We start from the raw sequence: 18,946 nt of genomic DNA, 5'->3' as shown, positions 1-18,946 counted from the left end.
CGGGGCTATGCAAAGTCGCAACATAGTTTGTGTCTATTCTGCCCCATCTGGCCCCGTGTGGCGAACCTCATTGGACACTCTGTGAAGCCCCGTCGCGGGAGGCCGCGTCAGGCCCCGATCAATCGCAGGAGGGCAGGTTCTCCGGTGACTCTCCGGCACCCACGCCGCGCACGGCGTCGTACGCGTCCTCGAGCGTCTCGACCTCGATGATCTGCAGTCCGTCCGGAACCCGCCCCGCCAGATCACGGCAGTTCCCCGCCGGTGCCAGGAAGAAATCAGCGCCGGCCTCCCGGGCGCCCACGACCTTCTGCGCGATGCCCCCGATCGCCCCGATCCGCCCGTCTGCAGTAACGGTTCCGGTGCCGGCGATGTGCTCGCCCCCCGTCAGATCACCCTCGGTCAGCAGGTCGATGATGCCGAGCGAGAACATCATCCCGGCACTCGGGCCCCCGATGTCGTCGAGCGCGAATTCCACGGCGAACGGGAAATCGAAGTCAGTGCGCAGGAACAGGCCGACCTGCTTCGTGCCGTCGGGCGCGGTCGTCGTCTCGACCGGGACCTCCAGCGTCTTCGACCCGCGGCGCACGGTCAGGACGTGGCCCTCCTCGCGGTCCTCCTGCAGCCCGTCGCGCAGCGCCTGGACCGTCGCCACCGAGTCGCCGTCGAGGTCCGTCACGACGTCTCCGACCTCCAACACGTCTTGATTCTGATCGGAGGCGAACTCGACGACGGAGATGGACGCGTCGTAGTCGATGTCCAGCTGACCGAGCGCCGCGGCGACGGATGTCTCCTGCGACTCGTCCATCTGGGCCGTGTTCTGCTCGCTGATCTGCTCCCCTGTCACGCCGCGCGGATAGACGCTCTCCTGGGGGAAGAGGTCCTTCGTGGGGTCGGCCCACGCCTGCAGGGCTTCGAAGAAGGTGACGTGGCGTCCGCCGCCACCGCGGACGAACACGGTCGTCAGGTCGAGACGCCCATCCGGCCGATAGGATTCGGTACCCCTGACGCTGAGCGCGGGTTCTCCCTCCACCTCACCGAGGGTATTGAGCGTCGGACCCGGCGACTCGATGACGTAGGGCGCGGGAAGCGCCATCGTCACGAATGAGAGCCCGACGACGACGGCCGTCGAGGCGAGCAGCGTCCTGCGGAGCCGGCGAGGGCGGGCAGACTGGTCCTCCCCGGTCGGGGATGTGCCGGGCGAGGGTGGGGACTGCTGGGTCAACGGGGTTCCTCTGTACGATTGCCTGCTACGGATCTTTGAGTCCGAACTCTAGGCTACTGCCTACACCAGCGGCCCGTGTCCCGGTCCCCTCCTTGCGCTTTGCCAACAGCGAACCGGGCGGATTCACCCGGGTCACGCACCGGAATCGGGAGTACCGTTGGAGCATGGCTGACAACACCGAGAACAATCGCCCGGACGGCTCCGACGACAACAACGACAAGGACCCGTTTGCCGAGATGTTCTCCAATCTCTTTGGCGGCGCAGGTGGCGGCATGGACCCCGACAACCTGCCCGAGGAGATCCAGAAGGCGATGGGGATGCAGAACGATCCCGCCGCCATGCAGGCCATGTTCCGCCAGATGCAGCAGCTGATGGGGGCGATGGCCAGCGGTGAGAGCGGGCCCGTGAACTGGTCCCTCGCCATCGACTCCGCCCGCCAGGCGGCCGCCGGTGACGATCCCAGCGTGACCGCGCCCCGCCAGCGTGCCATCGCCGATGCCGGGCGACTGGCCGAGATGTGGCTGGACGCGGCCACCGCCTTCGAGGCCCCGACTGCCGAGTTCACGGCGATCTCGCGGGCCCAGTGGGTCACCAAGACGATGGATACGTGGAAGGTCCTCACCTCCGACGTCGCCGAATCGATGTCCGCTGCGATGACAACCGCAATGCGCGACCAGGCACCGGAGGAGATGAAGGGCATGCTGGCCGGCGCGCAGGGCATGTTCCAGAACCTCGGCGGCGCCATGTTCGGCATGCAGCTCGGGACCGCCGTGGGCGGTCTCGCGAAGGACGTCTTCGGCGGTACCGACATCGGCCTACCCTTGGCCGGGAACGCCCCGCTGCTGGTGCCGGCGAACGTGAGCGCCTTCGGCGAAAACCTCGACGCGCCCGAGCAGGAGGTCCTGCTCTTCATCGCGTTGCGCGAGGCCGCCCACGTCCGCCTCTTCACTCGGGCGCCCTGGCTGCGATCGCACGTCGTCGGAGCGATCGAGGCCTACGCACGCGGCATCCACATCGACATGTCCAAGATCGAAGAGTCGATCCGCGACATCGACCCGAGCAACCCCGAGTCCTTCCAGAACATGGCCGTGGAGGGCCTGTTCACCCCACAGCACACCCCGGCTCAAGAGACCGCGCTGGCCAAGCTGGAGACCGCGCTCGCCCTGATCGAGGGCTGGGTCGACGAGGTCGTGGCAGCCGCATCGGCCAACCTGCCCTCCGCGACCGCCCTGCGTGAAATGCTGCGCCGCCGGCGCGCCACGGGCGGGCCCGCCGAGCAGGCGTTCGCCTCACTCGTCGGACTCGAACTGCGCCCGCGCCGGCTCCGCGACGCCTCGGCGTTCTGGTCGACGATGCTCGCCGAACGCGGCCTCGAGGGCCGCGACGACATCTGGTCCCACCCGGACCTCATGCCGACAGCAGAGGACCTGGACGACCCCGCCGGCTTCGGCACGCGTCGCAAGCTCGCCGAGGCCGAGGACAGCGAGCTCGACGAGGCGCTGAACAAACTGCTCTCGGGCGGGTTCGACACCCCTGACGACGACGGGGACGACGAGGCACCGACAGGCCCGACGGACGACTCGAAGTAGCGGCCCGGCCGCCTACGCGGTCTCGGGATTCGCCCATGCGAAGGCCGCCCCGTCGAGGAAGGCGTTGGCCTCCTGCATCCGCGGGTAGCGCCCGGCGAGCGCTTGGAACCGGGGCCCGTGCCCGTCGTCCGCGACGAGGTGGGCCAGTTCGTGCACGAGCACGGCGTCCTGGACCCACCCGGGCATAGGCTGCAGTCGATGCGAGAGCCTGATGGACTTCTCGAACCGGGTGGCCGAGGCCCAGCGGTGGTTCTGGTTCGTCACCCAGCGAACGCTGACCGGCTGGGCCCTCGAGCCCAGGTATTCGGCGTCGAGTGCGGCCGCACGGGCTGCCAGGTCGACGTCGCTGGCCCGCGGCCGGCTGCGGCGCCGCTTGAGCTGCATCTTGCGCACGAGAGACTCCGCGTGCCTCGTCTGGGTTCCGGCGTCCATCCATTCCGGGACCGTGACGACGACGGACTCCCCGTCCCACTTGGCCCCGACGCTCTTGTTGCGCCGCGTCGAGGAGACGATCCGCACGCGTGTGCCGTCCGCCGCATCGAACTCCCTGAGATTCTTCATCGCCATACCCGGAATTCTCCCCCACCCGCCCGGTTGTAGCCATTCGAACCGGCCCCCTGTGGATAACTCGGACGGCCGGTCGCGCCAACGTGGCACCATGCTTCCATGAGCGTGATCGACCCCACATCCGAACCGCCCGTGGCCGAAGAAACGAACCGTCTGCCGCTCGGCCTCGCTGAGACCGCCCGCCGCATCAACCCCGGCCTGCGCCTCTACCGTCTCACCGCGACCTCCGTCTGCATCGGGCTGGGCGCGCGCGGCATCTGGATCGGCGGGGTCTCCGATGCGGACCGCGCCTATCTCGCCCGGCTCGCCGCGAGCGGATCCCACGTCGACTACCCGGTCGCCGACACGACTCTGCCCCCGGCGCCGCGCTGCCGCGAGCTGGACCGCCTCGTTGAGCCCGTCCTCGTGGAGGCGGGGTCGTACCGGCTCCCGGGACTCCGGGCGGACATCATGGCGCCGGACATCGCCGACTGGTCTCTGGCTTACGCGGCACACGCCGGCCCCGCGCTGCAGCGGCGCGACGACGCCGTCGTGCGCGTTCACGGGCTCGGTCGGGCCGGCGCGCAGGCCGCCCAGCTCCTGGCTGCAGCCGGTGTGGGGACGATCGTCCTCGACGACGGCCTGGACGTCCGACCAGCAGACCTCGGCACGGGGCCCTTGTCGATGTCGGACCTCGGCCGGGCGCGCGCAGCGGCCGTGACCCGACGCCTGGAATCGAGCCACCCGCAGACGCGTGTGATCTCCGGCGCCCGGGAGGCGGCAGCCGATATCACGTTGCTCTTCGCGGACCCGGCCACCGGGCTGCCGCGGCACTCCGTCGCCGGGCTGGACGCCGCCCACCTGCCCGTCCGGTTCGAGGACTCACGGGCGGTCGTCGGGCCGCTCGTGCTCCCGGGCCTGACGCAGTGCCTGCGTTGCTGCGTCGACCATCCGGTGGCCTCGCCGTCGTCGACTCCCGTCGGAACGGAGGTCACCTTGGCGGCAACGGCTGCCGGGATCGCGGTCATGCACGCACTGATGCTTCTCGATCGCGTCAACGTGCCCGCGTCGGCTGGTCACGAGGTCACTGTAGACCTCGCCTCGGGCGCCACATCGGTCACGCCGCAACGGACCGGCGACCACTGCGGCTGCATGGGGTAGCGACCTTAGGCCGCGGGGCCGCCGGCACTCAGGATATCGAGGACGTCCGGGCCGTAGCGCTCGAGCTTCGTCCGCCCGACCCCCGGCACCTTGGAGAGCTCCGTGGCGTCCGTCGGGCCGGCCTCGGCGATCGCCATGAGCGTGGCGTCCGTGAAGATCACGAACGCCGGCACCGACGCCTCATTCGCGGTGTCCAGCCGCCACTGCCGCAGCCGCTCGAAGACCGCCTCGTCGTAGCCCGGCGGGCAGTCGCCGCAGCGGCCGACCTTCCGTTCGGCCGCACTCGAGAGCAGCGTCCCGCAGACCCGGCACGTGGGCGGCCCCGCCAGACGACGGCGTTTCGCGGCCCGCGGGCTCGAGGCGCCATCCTGGGTGGACACGGCCGGGCGCAATCGGTCCAGGAAGCGCGAAGGGCGCCGGCTGGCGCGGCCCCCGGGCGTCCGGGAAAGCGACCACGAGACGTGCAGGTGGCGTCGGGCGCGGGTGATTCCCACGTAGAGCAGGCGGCGCTCCTCGTCGTAGTCCGCCTGGTCCTCGGCGAACGAAATCGGCATGAGCCCGTCACTCATGCCCGCGAGGAAGACCGCGTCCCACTCGAGCCCCTTGGCCGAGTGCAACGAAGCGAGGGTGACCCCCTGCACGGTGGGGGCGTGCTGTGCGGCGGCCCGCTCGTCGAGCTCGGCAACGAACTCCATGAGCGAGAGCGACTCCTGCCGGTCGGCGCGCTTCTTCTCAAGCTCGGCGGCGAGTGCCACGAGCGCCTGCAGCGACTCCCAGCGCTCGCGCACGGCCCCCGAACCGCTGGGCGCCGTCTCCGAGTACCCGAGGGAGGAGAGCACGTCCTTGACCTGCTGCGTGACGCTGCCTTCGGCATCGACCCGGGCCGCGGCCCGCAGCTGCAGGATCCCGTCGCGGACCTCGCGGCGCTGGAAGAACCGCTCGCCGCCGCGCAGCTGGTAGCCGATGCCGGCCGCAGCCAACGCCTGTTCGTAGTTCTCCGACTGGCCGTTGGTGCGGTACAGCACGGCGATCTCGGCGGCCTGGACACCCGAGTCGATCAACTGCTGGATGGCCTTGGCCATCCCCGCCGCCTCGGCCTGGTCGTCGGCGAATTCCGCGAACTGCGGCTCGGGTCCGCTCTCGCGCTGGGCGATCAGTTCGAGCGGCTCGGGCCAGGACACGTTCCGGTCCCCGACTCCGGCCTCTATCCGGCGCGTCGAGAGCAGTCGGTTCGCCAGGTCGACGACCTGCGGGGTCGAGCGATAGTCGCGAATCAGCTTCACGAGCGGGGCCTCCGGGTACCGCTGCCCGAATTCCAGGAGGTGCGCCGGCGTCGCGCCGGTGAACGAGTAGATGGTCTGGCTCGCATCTCCGACGACGCAGACGTCCTGGCGGTCCCCCATCCAGAGGTCCAGCAGGCGCTGCTGCAGCGGCGAGACATCCTGGTACTCGTCGACGACGAAGTGGCGGTACTGCTTCCGGATCTGGGCGGCGATCTGCGCTTCGGTGTCGAGGATGCCGACAGTCAGCAGCAGCACGTCCTCGAAATCGATCATGTGGCGGTCCGTTTTGACGTCCTCATAGGACTGGAAAATGCGGGCGATCGTCGTCTTGTCGAACCCGGCGGCGTCGTCGCGTCCCGCCGCGGCGTCGACGTAGCTCTCCGGGGTGTGCATCGAGACCTTCGCCCACTCGATCTCGGCGGCGAGATCGCGGATGCTCGCGCGGTCGGTCGTCAGTCGCAGCCGCCGGGCGGCCTCCGCCACCATCTGCGCCTTGTAGTCGATGATGTTCGGCAGCTCCCCGCCGATCGCCTGTGGCCAGAAGTACTGGAGCTGGCGCAGTGCGGCGGCGTGGAACGTGCGGGCCTGCACGCCGGGGGCGTCCAGGTCGCGCAGCCGCGTGCGCATTTCGGCCGCAGCGCGGGAGGTGAACGTCACCGCGAGGACCTGGTTGGCCTGATAGGCGCCGGTATGCACGCCGTAGGCGATGCGGTGGGTGATCGCGCGCGTCTTGCCGGTCCCGGCGCCGGCGAGGACGCAGAGCGGACCGTTCAGGGTCGTCGCGACGCGCCGCTGTTCGTCATCGAGTCCGGCGAGGATTCGTTCTTCTACTGAGTTCACGCTCTCTGACTCTCCGGCTGGCGCGGTTCGGGCAACGGCCCACCGTACCAAAGTTCGATGAGGCTCCGCGCGACGGAGGCCGGCGTCGGCGCCGCGATGCGCCCGGAGCGGACATCTTCGGCGAGCTGGTCGCGCGTGAACCAGCGCAAGTCGATGATCTCCTCGCCGTCGGGCACGACGTCGACGTCGTCCGTCTGCGCCCGAAACGCGAGCATGAGGGACGCCGGAAACGGCCAGGGCTGTGAAGCGACGTACTCGGGCGAATGCACCACGATCCCGGCCTCCTCGGCGACCTCGCGGACGACGGCGGCCTCGAGCGACTCCCCCGGTTCCACGAACCCGGCCAGAGTCGAGTAGCGCTGCCCGCCCCAGCGGGCGTTCGCCCCCAGCAGCAGCCGGTCTTCCCGGTCGATGATCGAAACGATGATGGCCGGGTCTGTTCGCGGGAAGTGTTCGGTCCCGTCGGCGCTGCAGCGCCGCACCCATCCGCTGTGCACGACGACGGTGGGCGCGCCGCAGCGCGGACAGTGCGTGTGCCCCGCGTGCCAGTTGACGATGGCCGTGGCGGAGATGAGGATCTCCGCCTCGGCGGCGTCCAGCAGTGGCGCGAGCTCGCGCAGCCGACGGTAGGACGCGAACCGATCCTCGGCCACCACATCGACGACCACCGCAACGAGGTGACGTCCTGCGGCTGGCGAGGCGGCGTCGTCGTTCAGCCTGCCGAGGTAGATCTCAGCTGCGTCGCGCGGCGCAAATGCGGCGACCTCCTCGCGCGTGAACCAGCGCAGCCGGGCGCCGTCGGCTTCGACCGCTCCGCTGTGGGCCGAGCGACCGGAGAGGATCGGCAGGTACCTGGTTTCGGGGTCCGCCGTCACAGACGGGAGCCATGCCTCGCTGGCGCGGTCCTCACTGCTGCGCTCGAGGAGGTACGGCACCGGCGCCGCGTCGGCGGTCCGGGGCCTCGAAGTTTGCATGATCCCACCGTACTCACTTGGTCGCGTGCACGCCCCGCGGCACGGCGAAGCTGTGGAGGCCTTCGCCGATGTGGACGCCGCGCGGACACTCTCAGTTAATTTCATGGTTGACGACTCGCCGCCGGCTTCGCCCGTGCTCCCGCCCGTCCCGCATACGGTGGAGGGGTGAAACGCTCTCCCATGGAACTCGCCGCCATCGCCACGGCCGCCGTCCCCGGGCTGACTCCGGTCGGGGTGGGGGCCCTGGCCGACGATGCTGATGACTTCGATTCGGCGCTGGTCCGGGATGCTCAGCAGAATGAGTGGCGCGTCCGCGCCCCGCGCCACGACGAGGCCAGCATGCGCCTCGAGTCCGAGCTGGCCGCCCTGCGGTCGTTCACACCCGCGGTTCGCGCGAGCCTGCCGTTCCGCATCCCCTCGGTGGCCGGAACGGTCCGCCAGGGCAGCCTGCGCACGTTCGTCTACAACCATCTCGACGGTCGGAACATGCCGCTCGACGATCTCGTAGCGGCCGGCGGGAACGCGGCCGCGAGCGTGGGCCGGACGATCGCCGTCGTGCACGGCCTGCCGAAAGAGGTCGTCGACCGCGCGGATCTGCCGATGTACTCGGCGGAGGAATTCCGTCAGCGTCGCCTCAACGCCCTCGACCAGGCGGCGACGACGGGCAAGATCCCGTCGCGCCTGCTGCGCCGCTGGGAGCACGCGCTCGAGGACGTCAGCCTGTGGCGATTCAATCCGACGGTCGTTCACGGCGACCTGCACGAAGAAAACCTGCTGCTCGACGGCGCCGACGTCACCGCCGTCACGGGCTGGACGGACCTGCACATCGGCGACCCCTCTGACGATCTCGCGTGGCTGGCTGCCGCCCACGAGCAGTCGTTCAGCGACGCCGTCTTCGAGGCCTACGTGGGTGAGCGCGGCGACAAAGCCGACCCGCACCTCATGCGCCGTGCCGCTCTGTCCGCCGAGTTCGCCCTCGCGCAGTGGCTGGTGAAGGCCGTCTCGGTGGAAGACCCCGAGCGCATCGCCGAGGCCGAACAGATGCTCGCGGACCTGGACGAAGACATCGCCGAATACGGCGGCCAGCCCATCAGCGTCATCGACCAGCCGCGCTTCGGCGCAGGGGACACCGACGAGGATGCGAACGGCGGCCCCGACGCCGAAGACGCCGACCGCCGCGAGGCCGACGAACCGAAGCCCTCTGCAGAGGGTTCCTCCGATGAGGACGAGGAGCCGGCCGTGACCGTCGAGAAGCCGGCTCACCCGGCCGTCGTCGTGCTCGACGATGTACCGGACGACGACGAAACGCCGGCGAGCCGGGGGCGAGAGCCGCTTACCTCCGCTTCTTTCGCCGCGGTCGCGGAGTCCGCGGCGCCGGAACCCGCAACGAGTGATGCCCCGGCTTCCACACTGGCGGACGAGGCCCCCGCGTCGTCACCGGCCGACGCTGCCGAACCCTCCAGCCCCGAGAAGCCTGCGGATTCCACCGGCTCCGCGCCCGTGGACGAAGAGTCCGAGCAGGACGAACTTGACGGCGAGGACAGCATCAGCAGCGAGGAGGACCGGACACCAGACGAGGTCCCGACCTCTGCCATCCCGTTCATCCAGCTGCCCGCGAAGGACGACAAGGACTGACACGCTCCGTCGCCCCGGCCGTGCTCAGCGCGTCGAGGCGTCCGTGTCGCCCAACGCGCCTTCGATGAGGTCGACGAGCTCGTCCTCCCCCGCGAGCCGCCCCGGGCGGAGCGTCCGCCCCTGCCCGACGTAGAAGAACGCAGCGTCCACTCGCTCCACATCGACCCCGTGCAGGCGCGCAAATCCGAGCCGGTAGACAGCGAGCTGAATCGCTTTGGCCTCTGCGTCCCGGCCAACGGGCACGCGCCCGGTCTTCCAGTCGACGAGGGTCCACCGCTCGTGCCCGCCCGCGTCGCGCTCGCTGAACACCGCGTCGATGCGGCCGCGGACGTTGACAGGGCCCACGTTGGTCTCGAAGGGGACCTCGACGAACGCCGGCTGCCGCTCGGCCCACTCCGATTCGAGGAACGCCCGCTTCATCTCCTCCAATTCGTAGGCGTCGTCGATATGCGCGTCGGCGGTGCCGACCCATTCCTCCAGCTCGAGCATGCCCGTGGAGCCGAATCGCTCCTCGACCCACGCGTGGAAGGCGGTGCCCTTGCGCGCGGCGACGCCCGGCCTCCGCGGCACGGGGCGCCGCATTTGCGCGAGCACCTCTTCGCGTTCGGTCGCGAGGTCGACGAATAGCGAGGCACGCACGTGGGTCGGCGCCTCGTACCGCTTCGGCTCCTCGTCCTGCCTCTTCTTGGCCAGCAACAGCCGCGCCTCGTCCAGCCAGGCGTGCCCTTCCGCGGTGGAGGGGGCCGCGTCCTCGCCGCGGCGCAGGCCGGCCAGCGCCTCCCGCACGACGGCGGCACTTGCCTCGAGCGCCGGGCGCCGGCTCCCGCTGGGCGGGCTCTCGCTGCCGCCGCGGAAAATCTGCGGGCCCGCGAGCGGGTCGAAGGGCCAGCGTGCCTCCGTGGGGTCCTCGCGGTACGGGTTCTCGGCCGGGGCCGCGTCGTCGTCGCACCAGACGGGGACGGTGGCCGGGGAGTCCGCTTCGTCGGCCAGCGGGAGCAGATCCCGCAGGAACGGAGAGACATCGACGGGCTTGCTCCGGCTGCCGAACCACACGGATCCGGAGCACACGAGCAGATGCCGGGCGCGAGTGAGGGCCACGTAGGCGAGGCGGCGCTCCTCGAGTTCGCCGTGGGCCTGGACGTCCTCCTTGAACGCCTTCTCCGCGTCGAGGACGGTCTTGAGGTCCGGCTGATCCGTGTCCCATTGCGGGAGGTCGTGCCGGTCCCCGCGCAGCGGCCACGGCAGCGAGTCGTGCCCCGTGGTCCAGCGGTTGTCCCGCGAGCTCGGGAAGACGCCATCGTCGAGGCCGGCGACGGCGACGATGTCCCACTCGAGGCCCTTGGACGCGTGGATGGTCAACAGTTGGACGGCGTCCGGATCGGATTCGCTCTGGGGGATCTCGAGCCCGTTCTCCTGCTCGGCGGCCGCGTCGAGCCACGCGAGGAAGCCGGTCAGCGAGGAGCCGCCGGAGCTGCGGGCGTAGGTCGCCGCGACGTCGGCGAAGGCGTCGAGGTGCCGCCGGGCCGCGTGGATGCTCTGCCGCGGTTTTGCGGCCAGCTCGAGATCGAGGCCCATCGCCCGTTCGACCTCGTTGATCAGGGTGAGCAGGTCGTCGTCGACGAACGTCCGCAGGTAGCGGACCTCCTCGGCGAGCCGTGCGAGCCGCTCACGCGCGGCGACGCTGAGACTGCGACCGTTCCGGCTCGACCAGCCCGGTGGCGGCAGCTGGTCGAGAGCCTCGACGAGGCTGGCCGCGTCGGACAGTTCGGGCGTCGGGGTCGATTCCTCGCCGTCCAGCGCTCTGGCGCGCCGCGCCTCGAGGGCCTTCGACCAGTCCGCGAACGCGAGCAGGTCGGCCGGTCCGAGACGCCAGCGCGCGCCGGCGATGAGGCGCAGCAGCGCATCCGATCGGTTCGGGTCCACGAGCACGCGCAGCGTCGCCGTCAGATCGACGACTTCCGGCAGCGCGAGCAGCCCCGAGAGGCCGACGATTTCATAGGGGACTCCGCGGGCCTCGAGCGCCGCTGCCATCTCCGCCAGCTGCCCCCTGGTCCGGAAGAGCGCCGCCGCGCTGGGCGTCGGGCCCTGACCGGAAGACTGCTCGGCCCGTAGCTCGGCGCGCGCCGAGAGCAGGCGCCCGGCCAGCCATTCGATCTCCTCGCTGCTGGATCCGAGACGGGCCAGCTCGACCCCGCCGGCCCCGGCGGCCGGGCTGGGCTCGAGCTGTTCGACCGTGACCCCGCCGCTGCGCGACGCCTCGAGCAGGAGCGGTGCGGCGACCGCGTTGGCAGCCCGCAGAATGTTTCGCGAGTTCCGCCACGCGGTCGTCAGCTGGGCGACGGCTGCGGGGCCGCGCTCCCCGGTCCCCGGCTCGAGACGCGGGAACTCGGTCGGGAACCGGAAGAGCTGGCCGGCGGAGGCTCCGCGGAAGCCGTAGATGGACTGGTTGGGGTCCCCCACCGCGGTGACCGCGTGCCCGTCACCGAAGAGCGAAGAGAAGAGCACCATCTGCGCGTGCGAGGTGTCCTGGAACTCGTCCAGCAGGACGACCTTGAAGCGCTCGCGTTCCTCGACGCGGGCAGCCTCGACGTCGCGGGCGATCCGGGCCGCGAGCGCGACGAGATCCCCGTAGTCGAGCACCGACCGCGCCCGCTTGGCCTCCGCGTACCGCTCGGCCAGACGGGCGACGGCCACGCGCGTGGAGAGCATGCCCATCAGCTTCTGGGCCGCCTGCGAACGATCCTTCTCCTTCCCGGCCATGTACGGAAGGGCGTCGAGCCGCTCGATGAGACCCGTCAGATGCTCGATCGCTTCGGCGGGAGTGACCAGGTGTTCGGCGCATTCGGAGGCGAACTGGACGACGGCGTCGGTTAGGGTGGACCGCGCCCCCTGCAACTCGGCGGCGTCGCCGTCGTAGTCCTGCACGATGCTGTCCGCCAGCTGCCAGGTCTGGGCGCTGCCGAGGAGTTCAGCGTCGGGTTCGATCCCGATGCGCATTCCGTGGTCGGCGACGAGCGAGTTCGCGTACGAGTGGTACGTCGAGACGGTGGGTTCGCCGAGCTCCTCGAGCCCGTCCGCGAGCAGCCCCCGCTCCTCCAGCTTGAGCAGCTGGCCCCGGATCCGGTGAGCGAGCTCGCCGGCGGCCTTGCGGGTGAAGGTCACGCCGAGGATCTGGTCCGGGCGCACCAGATTGTTGGCGACAAGCCAGACGACCCGGTCCGCCATGGTCGCGGTCTTGCCCGAGCCCGCGCCCGCGACGACGAGCATCGGTTCGAGGGGCGAGGAGATGATGGCCGACTGCTGTTCCGTCGGCGCGAACGGGCTGAGCTGCGCGGCAAGTTCCTCCGGTGTGAAGCGGACGGCGGTCTCGGCGCTCATGTGGTCTCTCACGGCTGTGTCACCTGTCGTCCTTCGTCGCAGAGCGGGCAGAGGCCGGGCAGCCGGCAGGGCGCGGCCCGCCCCTTCGACGGGTCGTGCCGGGCCAGGAAGTCGGCTGCGCCCATGAGCCCGGCGGCCTCGAGCACGAGCGGCGTCGCCCAGTCATCGTCCCCGATCGCCGGCTGTTCCTGCGGCCGCATCGATTTAGTCCCGTCTCCCAGTTGGACGAGGGCGGCGCCGGCCGGCCGGCCGGCAAGTTGCAGCGAGTCGCCGAGCGCGCCAGCGAGGATCGCCGCCTGGTAGGTGCCTAGCTGGGGGTGCCGGTCGACCTCGCCGGCGCTCGGTTTGGTCTTGCCGGTCTTCAGGTCGACGACGTAGGGTCGCCCGTCCTCGCCGACCTCCACCCGGTCGATGATGCCGCGTACGAGCGCCTTCCGGCTCCCGTCCGTGACCTCGACGCTGAACCCGACCTCCTGGCCGACGAGCCGGCGCCCGTTCTTGCGCATCTCGATGCCGTAGAGAGCGAGTTTTCGCAGCATCTCCTCGGCCCGTTCGCGGTCCTTCTCCGTCTCCCAGCCCGAGGGCAGGTCGAGCTCGGGCCAGCGCTTGTCGAGCTCGGCACGGTACTGGTCGCCGGTCGCCTCGGGCATGTCCTCGGCGATCGCGTGCACGAGCGTGCCCAGACTGCGGGCGAAGTCCACGGCGGCCTCTCCCCCGGCAGCTTGGACGAACCAGTTCAGCGGAGACTCGAGGACCGCCTGAACGCGGGAGGGCGAGACCGCCACGGTCTGATCCTCGGGGGCCACGGGCCCGGTGCTGGTCGGCGGGACGAGCCCCCACCAGGTGTCCGGATGCGCCCCGCGGATGCCGGCGTGCGCAAGGTGGGCCAGGACGACGCCGGCCTCGCGCGCCACCGCCGGATCTCCGCCGTCGAGCTCCTCCTCCGCCGTGCGGCGAAGGTGCGCGACAAGGGCGGCGAGAGTGCGCGGGCGAGGCACTTCGGTGACCTCCCGTTCGCCGCCGTCCGGCACGGGGTCGATGTAGTCGAGCAGCGCGGACGGCTGCTCGTCGGCGGAGAGCACCCCGATGCAGACGAGCTCCTCGCGGGCACGGGAGGCTGCCGCTGCGAAGCTGCGGAACTCGTCGGCGCGCACGGCGCGCACACGCGCGGCGGCATCGCGCTGAGCGGCGGCCTCGGGCCCGTCTTCGACGATGGCGGTCAGCGTCCCGGTCTTGAGCAGTTCGCCGCGCAGCCGGGTGTTGGGCCAGATGCCTTCCTGCAGTCCAGGGATCAGCACGAGACCCCACTCCCGTCCGACGGCGGCCGCCGGGGTCAACACGGCCACGGCTTCGGCGGTGCTGCCCCTGCCGGCGAGGGAGTCCATCGGCAGCTCCTGCGAGGAGATGTGGTCGACGAACTGGCCCACCGTGGATCCGGGCAACTGGTCGATGAAGCGCTCCGCCGCCTGGAAGAGCGCGAGCAGCGCGTCGAGGTCGAGGTCCGCGCGGTGGCCGGCACTGCCCCCGGCGAGCGCGGCCCCAGACCACGCCTTCTCCAGCCCGGAGGCCTCCCAGAGGGACCAGAGGGCCGTCTCCGCGTTGGCCTCGTCGGCGGCGAGGTGACGGCGGGCGGCCGCGAGCATGCGGACGATGCGGCGGGCGCCCGCGGCCTCGCGGCCGAACCCCTCGAGTGCCGTGGCGTCCGCTTCGGGGGCGAGCAGCGCGCACAGCAGTTCGGAACTCGTCCGCCGACCGCCTGCGGTGTACTCCGCGCGGCGCAGCTGCTGCCGCAGCCGCCGGACATCGAGCGCCGTCGCCTGGCCGTATCGGGAGGTGAGCAGCTGCTCGACGACGTCGGCTTCCTCCGGCGGGCCGTCCGCTTGGGCGAGGCTCAGGAGGGTGACGAGCGGGTGCACGGCGGGTTCGTCCTTGAGCGGCACCTCCGCCGGGGGGACGCTGACGGCGATTCCCTGCTGGGTCAGGTGGCGGGCGATATTCCGGACGAGACCGCCATGGCGGACGATGACGGCGATGTCGCCGAGCGGCCGGCCGGACATGAGGTGCTCTTCCAGGATCCGGTGCGCGACGTAGCGCATTTCGTGCACCGGGCTGTCGACGAGGTGCCCCGAGACGCGGCCGGCGCGAGATTCGGCGTCGGGCAGGACCAGGGAGCGGCCGTCTCGACCGGCGGAGACGGGGATGCGCCGGGCGACTCTGCCCCACGCCTCTGCGATGGCCCGGGGCAGGCGGAACGACTCTTCGAGCGTCCATCGCGTCGTGTCTCCGAGATGGGCGTCGATGCGACTCAGGAAGTCGGGACGGGCGCCGCGGAAGCCCTGAACGACGGAGTCCGGCGCGGCGAAGGCCAATACGTCCCGCCCCCGCCCGAGGACGGAGAGGAGCCGGTACTGCGCCGGGTTGGCCTCCTGCAGATCGTCGACCACGAGGAGCCGCAGTCGCTGCTGCTCCTGGTCGAGCAGCTCGGCGTTCGCCTCGAGCAGGCCGGCGGCGCTGCTGATCAGACCGGCCGGGTCGAACGCTTCGGCGTTACCGAGATCGAGCAGGTCTCGATACTCCTGGTAGACGAGCGCGGCGGCCTCCCATTCGGGAACGAGGTGGCGCGCGCCGATCTCCTGCAGGTCGGCCGGCTCGAGCCCGTGTTCGGCCAGGCGATCGAAGAGCTCGCGCAGTTGATCGCGAAAGCCCCGGGTGCTGACGGCCTCGCCGAGTGCTGCAGGCCAGTCCGGAGCAGACGGCAGGCCCGCCGCGTGGCCGTCGAGGATCTGGCCGATGAGGGCGTCCTGCTCCGGTCCCGACAGCAGTCGGGGCGGGCGCTGGAGCGCGGGCAGGTAGCCGCCGATGCGGGCGCGACGGATCAGGTCGAATGCGTAGGACGACCACGTCCGGACCGCCGGCTCGGAGAAGGTCACGTCGACCATTGTCGAGAGAGCGTCGCGCAGCCGCGACGCGTGCGAGCGTGCCGACGTGAGGACCAGCAACTGCTCGGGCTCGAGGTCGGCGTGGACGCCCGGAGCGAAACCCAGGCGCGCGGCCACCGCTGCCAGCAGCGCCGTCGTCTTGCCCGTCCCGGGCGCGCCGAGGACGAGGGTGGGGCCGTGCCCGGCGCGGAGTCCGGCGATCCGGCGCTGGGCTGCGCTGAGTTCCGGCGGCGCCGTGGCCGTCTGGCTCGTCATCGCTCGCTCCCTTCGGTGTCCGTGCCAGCAGTCAAACCCACGGCACCCGCAGAATGGCTCCGGGCGAGGAAAGCCGCGATCGCGTCGAGCGCGGCGAACTCGGCATCATCGGGCTGCCAGCGGGCCTGAGGGAAGCGCAGGCGCGGCGGTTCGGTCGCCTTGAGCGGCTGGCCCTCGGCGCGCCAATACGGCTCGGCCCGCGCGGCGAGATCGGCCGGCAGCGACCCGTCGGCCCGGACGATCCGCCACCACGGCAGTTCCAAGCCGGTGCTGGCCGCCATCGCCGCTCCTACCTGACGCGGGCCGCCGGCACCGAGCAGCTCGGCGACATCGCCGTACGCGAGCGCGCGGCCCGCGGGCACCATCGCCACCACCTCGTAGATCGCGTCAATCAACTGTCCAGCCACCGTTTCAGCCTAGTCGTTCGCCGATTGCCGGTGCCCGACATCACCGGCCGCGCCACGGTTCGTTTCCCATTCCGCGAGCGGGCGCGGGTACCGTTGACGCATGACTCAGACGGCAAGCATGACGTGGAACGAGCTGCCCCGCGCGGCATTCGATCTCGAGACGACGGGCACGGACCCCGAGACGGCGCGCATCGTGACCGCGTCGGTCATCGTGGTCAACGGCAAAAGCGAAATCGTGCACCACAACGAGTGGCTCGTCGATCCCGGCGTCGAGATCCCGGAAGGCGCCGCGGCGGTGCATGGAATCACGACCGCGAAGGCCCGTGCCGAGGGTCAGGACGCCGCGTCCGCGGTGGCCGAGATCACCGCCCACCTCCGCGATTTGTTCGCCACGATGCCCGTCATGGCGTTCAACGCCGCCTACGATTTCACCCTTCTGAGCCGTGAGGCCGCGCGTTACGGGGTCGAACCTCTGGCGCCGGCGCCGGTCATCGACCCGCTCGTGATCGACCGCCACGTCGACAAGTACCGCCGCGGCAAGCGCACGCTCGAGGCCATGGCCGAGTTCTACCAGGTGCCGCTGAACAATGCGCACACCTCGCTCGCAGACGCGGCGGCGACCATCGGCGTCGCCGACGCGATCGCGTCCCGCTATGCGGAGGTGCGGATCGACCCGTTCGAGCTGCACGCAGCCCAGGTGAACTGGCAGCAGGCGTGGGCCGCGAACTTCCAGGAGTTTCTGCGCCGCAAGTCCCCTGAGGCCCTCGTCGACGGTACGTGGCCGCTCAAACCGGCCTTCTGAACCGCCCGAGCGTCGCCACGGGGCGTTAGGTACCACACACTTGTGCACCCTCGGCCCGTCAGAACCCGGTTGGTTACGTCGTGCGTCATGCACCCGCGATAGTGAATGATTCAATGGAACGATACGTTTTTCCTACTTTCGAGGGTTCATTTGATCACCATCACCGATCTGCGCAAGGTGTACCGCCAGGGCAGCCGCGAAGTCGTGGCGCTCGACGGCGTGTCCCTCAGCGTGGCCAAAGGACACATCCACGGCATCATCGGCCACTCCGGCGCCGGTAAGTCCACCCTGGTCCGCTGCCTGACACTCCTGGACCGCCCGACCTCGGGCTCCGTGGCCGTCGACGGGCGCGAGCTCGCCGGCGTCAGCGACCGGGAGCTGCTGTCCGCCCGACGCAAGATCGGCATGGTTTTCCAGCACGCGAACCTCTTCGACTCCCGGACCACGGCTGAGAACGTCGCGTACCCCCTCGAGCTCGTGGGCACGAGCAAGGCGCGGATCCAGGAGAAGGTCGCGAGCCTGCTCGAGATCGTCGGTCTCACCCAGTTCGCGGGTGCCTACCCGTCCCAGCTCTCCGGCGGCCAGAAGCAGCGCGTCGGCATCGCCCGCGCCCTCGCCACGGACCCCGACGTGCTCCTGTGCGACGAGCCGACGAGCGCGCTGGACCCCAAGACCACCGACGAGATCCTCGCGCTGATCAAGGATGTCCGCGACCGTCTGCAGATCACCGTCCTGATCATCACCCACGAGATGGGCGTCGTGAAGAGGGCCTGCGATTCGGTGTCCCTGCTCGAGGCCGGCAAGATCGTCGAGCACGGCCCGATCTCGCAGGTCGTCGCCGACATCGACGGCCGGCTCTCGCACGCCCTGCTGCCGCTGCCGGGCGAGATGCCGAAGGACCTGCCGCCCGGGACGATCATGGATCTGCTCTACTCCGGGGCCGACGCCGTCGAACCCGTGATCTCGACGCTCGCGCGCACATTCGACCTCGACGTCAACGTGTTGGCCGGCTCCGTCGAGGACCTCGGCGGGGCGCAGTTCGCGCACCTGCGCATCCACCTCCCGTCCGACGCCGATATCGCCGCCGTGACCGCACACCTGACCGCTTCCGGCATCGCCGTGTCCGTCAAGGAGGCCTGACCCATGGATTGGTTGACCTCACTCCTCGAGAACCCCGGCATCACCGACGCGATGCCCACCGCGATCGCCGAGACCCTGATCATGATGGTCCTCGCCTCCGTCGCCACGATCATCATCGGCATCCCGCTCGGCGTCGTCCTGTTCGTGACGGCGCGGGGCGGGCTGGCCCCCGTGCGCTGGGTCAATGTCGTACTTTCGGCGATCATCGTCAACATCACCCGCTCGATCCCCTACGCGATCCTGATGCTCACCCTCATCCCGTTCACGAAGTGGATCGTGGGCACGGGCATCGGGCCCTACGCCGCGTGCGTTTCCCTCACGATCGGCACCGTGCCGTTCTTCGCCCGCCTCGTCGAGACGGCCTTGCGCGACATCCACTCCGGAAAGATCGATGCTGCGCTCGTCATGGGCTCGACCCGCTTCCAGGTCGTGCGCAAGATCATGCTGCCGGAGGCGCTGCCCGGCATCATGGCCGGCATCACGACGATGGTCGTCATCGTCATCGGCTACTCGGCCATGGCCGGGATCATCGGCGGAGGCGGCCTGGGGCGCCTCGCCTACAACTACGGCTTCCAGCGCTTCGACAGCCAAGTCATGGTCGCCACCCTCGTCGTGATCGTCATCATCGTCCAGCTGGTTCAGGCCACGGGCGATTGGTTGACCCGGAAGGTCGACCACCGCTGACCCCGATTTTCCGCCATCTTCGCGTGGCGGCCTGCAGCTGGTAGCCGCCGGCTGCACCATCTGCCCGCCCGGTAACCGGCGGGCCGAAAAG

General features: G+C 70.4%; 13 protein-coding genes. 6 read left to right on the top strand and 7 right to left on the bottom strand.

Features of this window, described 5'->3' with window-relative positions; genetic code table 11:
- Positions 1–118 precede the first annotated feature (118 nt).
- Positions 119–1,222, bottom strand: a complete 1,104-nt coding sequence (locus tag EV380_RS03020; RefSeq protein WP_102160102.1) for a YlbL family protein — start codon at positions 1,220–1,222, stop codon at positions 119–121.
- Positions 1,223–1,386: 164 nt separating this feature from the next.
- On the opposite strand from EV380_RS03020, the gene EV380_RS03015 reads away from it, so the two are divergent.
- Positions 1,387–2,811: a zinc-dependent metalloprotease gene (locus EV380_RS03015; protein WP_130449268.1), complete on the top strand. Its 1,425-nt coding sequence runs from the start codon at positions 1,387–1,389 to the stop codon at positions 2,809–2,811.
- Between the two features lie 12 nt (positions 2,812–2,823).
- Here EV380_RS03015 and EV380_RS03010 read toward each other — a convergent pair whose 3' ends face one another.
- On the bottom strand, positions 2,824–3,378 hold the full coding sequence (locus EV380_RS03010) for a M48 metallopeptidase family protein (RefSeq protein WP_207219290.1): 555 nt from the start codon (positions 3,376–3,378) through the stop codon (positions 2,824–2,826).
- Positions 3,379–3,477: 99 nt separating this feature from the next.
- Between EV380_RS03010 and EV380_RS03005 the strand changes: the two genes are divergently transcribed.
- Positions 3,478–4,518: a ThiF family adenylyltransferase gene (locus EV380_RS03005; RefSeq protein WP_130449266.1), complete on the top strand. Its 1,041-nt coding sequence runs from the start codon at positions 3,478–3,480 to the stop codon at positions 4,516–4,518.
- Positions 4,519–4,523: 5 nt separating this feature from the next.
- Here EV380_RS03005 and EV380_RS03000 read toward each other — a convergent pair whose 3' ends face one another.
- Positions 4,524–6,641 (bottom strand): ATP-dependent DNA helicase UvrD2, encoded by a 2,118-nt coding sequence (locus EV380_RS03000; RefSeq protein ID WP_207219289.1) that lies wholly within the window; start codon positions 6,639–6,641, stop codon positions 4,524–4,526.
- A complete protein-coding gene (nudC, locus tag EV380_RS02995) occupies positions 6,638–7,615 on the bottom strand; it encodes an NAD(+) diphosphatase (protein ID WP_165391879.1) in 978 nt (325 codons plus the stop codon). The genes EV380_RS03000 and nudC overlap by 4 nt, the downstream gene beginning before the upstream one ends.
- Positions 7,616–7,780: 165 nt before the next feature.
- Here nudC and EV380_RS16975 point away from each other — a divergent pair, with 165 nt between their 5' ends.
- Positions 7,781–9,250, top strand: a complete 1,470-nt coding sequence (locus tag EV380_RS16975; RefSeq protein ID WP_130449260.1) for a phosphotransferase — start codon at positions 7,781–7,783, stop codon at positions 9,248–9,250.
- Positions 9,251–9,274: 24 nt separating this feature from the next.
- On the opposite strand, the gene EV380_RS02985 is transcribed toward EV380_RS16975, so the two are convergent.
- The 3 genes from EV380_RS02985 to EV380_RS02975 are packed head-to-tail and all read right to left on the bottom strand — an operon-like array spanning position 9,275 to position 16,229.
- Positions 9,275–12,628: an ATP-dependent helicase gene (locus tag EV380_RS02985; RefSeq protein ID WP_130449258.1), complete on the bottom strand. Its 3,354-nt coding sequence runs from the start codon at positions 12,626–12,628 to the stop codon at positions 9,275–9,277.
- An 8-nt stretch (positions 12,629–12,636) separates the two neighbouring features.
- Positions 12,637–15,822: an ATP-dependent helicase gene (locus tag EV380_RS02980; protein WP_130449256.1), complete on the bottom strand. Its 3,186-nt coding sequence runs from the start codon at positions 15,820–15,822 to the stop codon at positions 12,637–12,639.
- Complete coding sequence (locus EV380_RS02975) at positions 15,819–16,229, bottom strand: MGMT family protein (RefSeq protein ID WP_242607484.1); 411 nt, start codon at positions 16,227–16,229, stop codon at positions 15,819–15,821. Before EV380_RS02975 ends, EV380_RS02980 begins: the two co-directional genes overlap by 4 nt.
- Positions 16,230–16,329: 100 nt before the next feature.
- Between EV380_RS02975 and EV380_RS02970 the strand changes: the two genes are divergently transcribed.
- From EV380_RS02970 to EV380_RS02960, 3 genes are all read left to right on the top strand, one after another.
- Entirely contained in the window at positions 16,330–17,031 is a 702-nt protein-coding gene (locus tag EV380_RS02970) for a 3'-5' exonuclease (RefSeq protein WP_242607483.1), read from the top strand.
- A 150-nt stretch (positions 17,032–17,181) separates the two neighbouring features.
- Positions 17,182–18,171, top strand: coding sequence for a methionine ABC transporter ATP-binding protein (locus EV380_RS02965; RefSeq protein ID WP_130449254.1), 990 nt, complete (start codon positions 17,182–17,184; stop codon positions 18,169–18,171).
- Between the two features lie 3 nt (positions 18,172–18,174).
- Positions 18,175–18,855, top strand: a complete 681-nt coding sequence (locus EV380_RS02960; protein ID WP_130449252.1) for a methionine ABC transporter permease — start codon at positions 18,175–18,177, stop codon at positions 18,853–18,855.
- Positions 18,856–18,946 lie beyond the last annotated feature (91 nt).

Source organism: Zhihengliuella halotolerans, from assembly GCF_004217565.1.
In the GTDB taxonomy this organism is placed as follows: Bacteria; Actinomycetota; Actinomycetes; order Actinomycetales; family Micrococcaceae; genus Zhihengliuella; species Zhihengliuella halotolerans.
Note: the sequence above shows the minus strand (reverse complement) of the source record. Positions and strands in the feature narration are given on the sequence as shown.

Excerpts from the sequence above, each read along its gene's own strand:
- EV380_RS02980 (WP_130449256.1), bottom strand. The coding sequence starts at position 15,822 with ATGACGAGCCAGACGGCCACGGCGCCGCCGGAACTCAGCGCAGCCCAG.
- nudC (WP_165391879.1), bottom strand. The coding sequence starts at position 7,615 with ATGCAAACTTCGAGGCCCCGGACCGCCGACGCGGCGCCGGTGCCGTAC.
- EV380_RS03005 (WP_130449266.1), top strand. The coding sequence starts at position 3,478 with ATGAGCGTGATCGACCCCACATCCGAACCGCCCGTGGCCGAAGAAACG.
- EV380_RS03010 (WP_207219290.1), bottom strand. The coding sequence starts at position 3,378 with ATGGCGATGAAGAATCTCAGGGAGTTCGATGCGGCGGACGGCACACGC.
- EV380_RS02985 (WP_130449258.1), bottom strand. The coding sequence starts at position 12,628 with ATGAGCGCCGAGACCGCCGTCCGCTTCACACCGGAGGAACTTGCCGCG.
- EV380_RS03015 (WP_130449268.1), top strand. The coding sequence starts at position 1,387 with ATGGCTGACAACACCGAGAACAATCGCCCGGACGGCTCCGACGACAAC.
- EV380_RS02960 (WP_130449252.1), top strand. The coding sequence starts at position 18,175 with ATGGATTGGTTGACCTCACTCCTCGAGAACCCCGGCATCACCGACGCG.
- EV380_RS02970 (WP_242607483.1), top strand. The coding sequence starts at position 16,330 with ATGACTCAGACGGCAAGCATGACGTGGAACGAGCTGCCCCGCGCGGCA.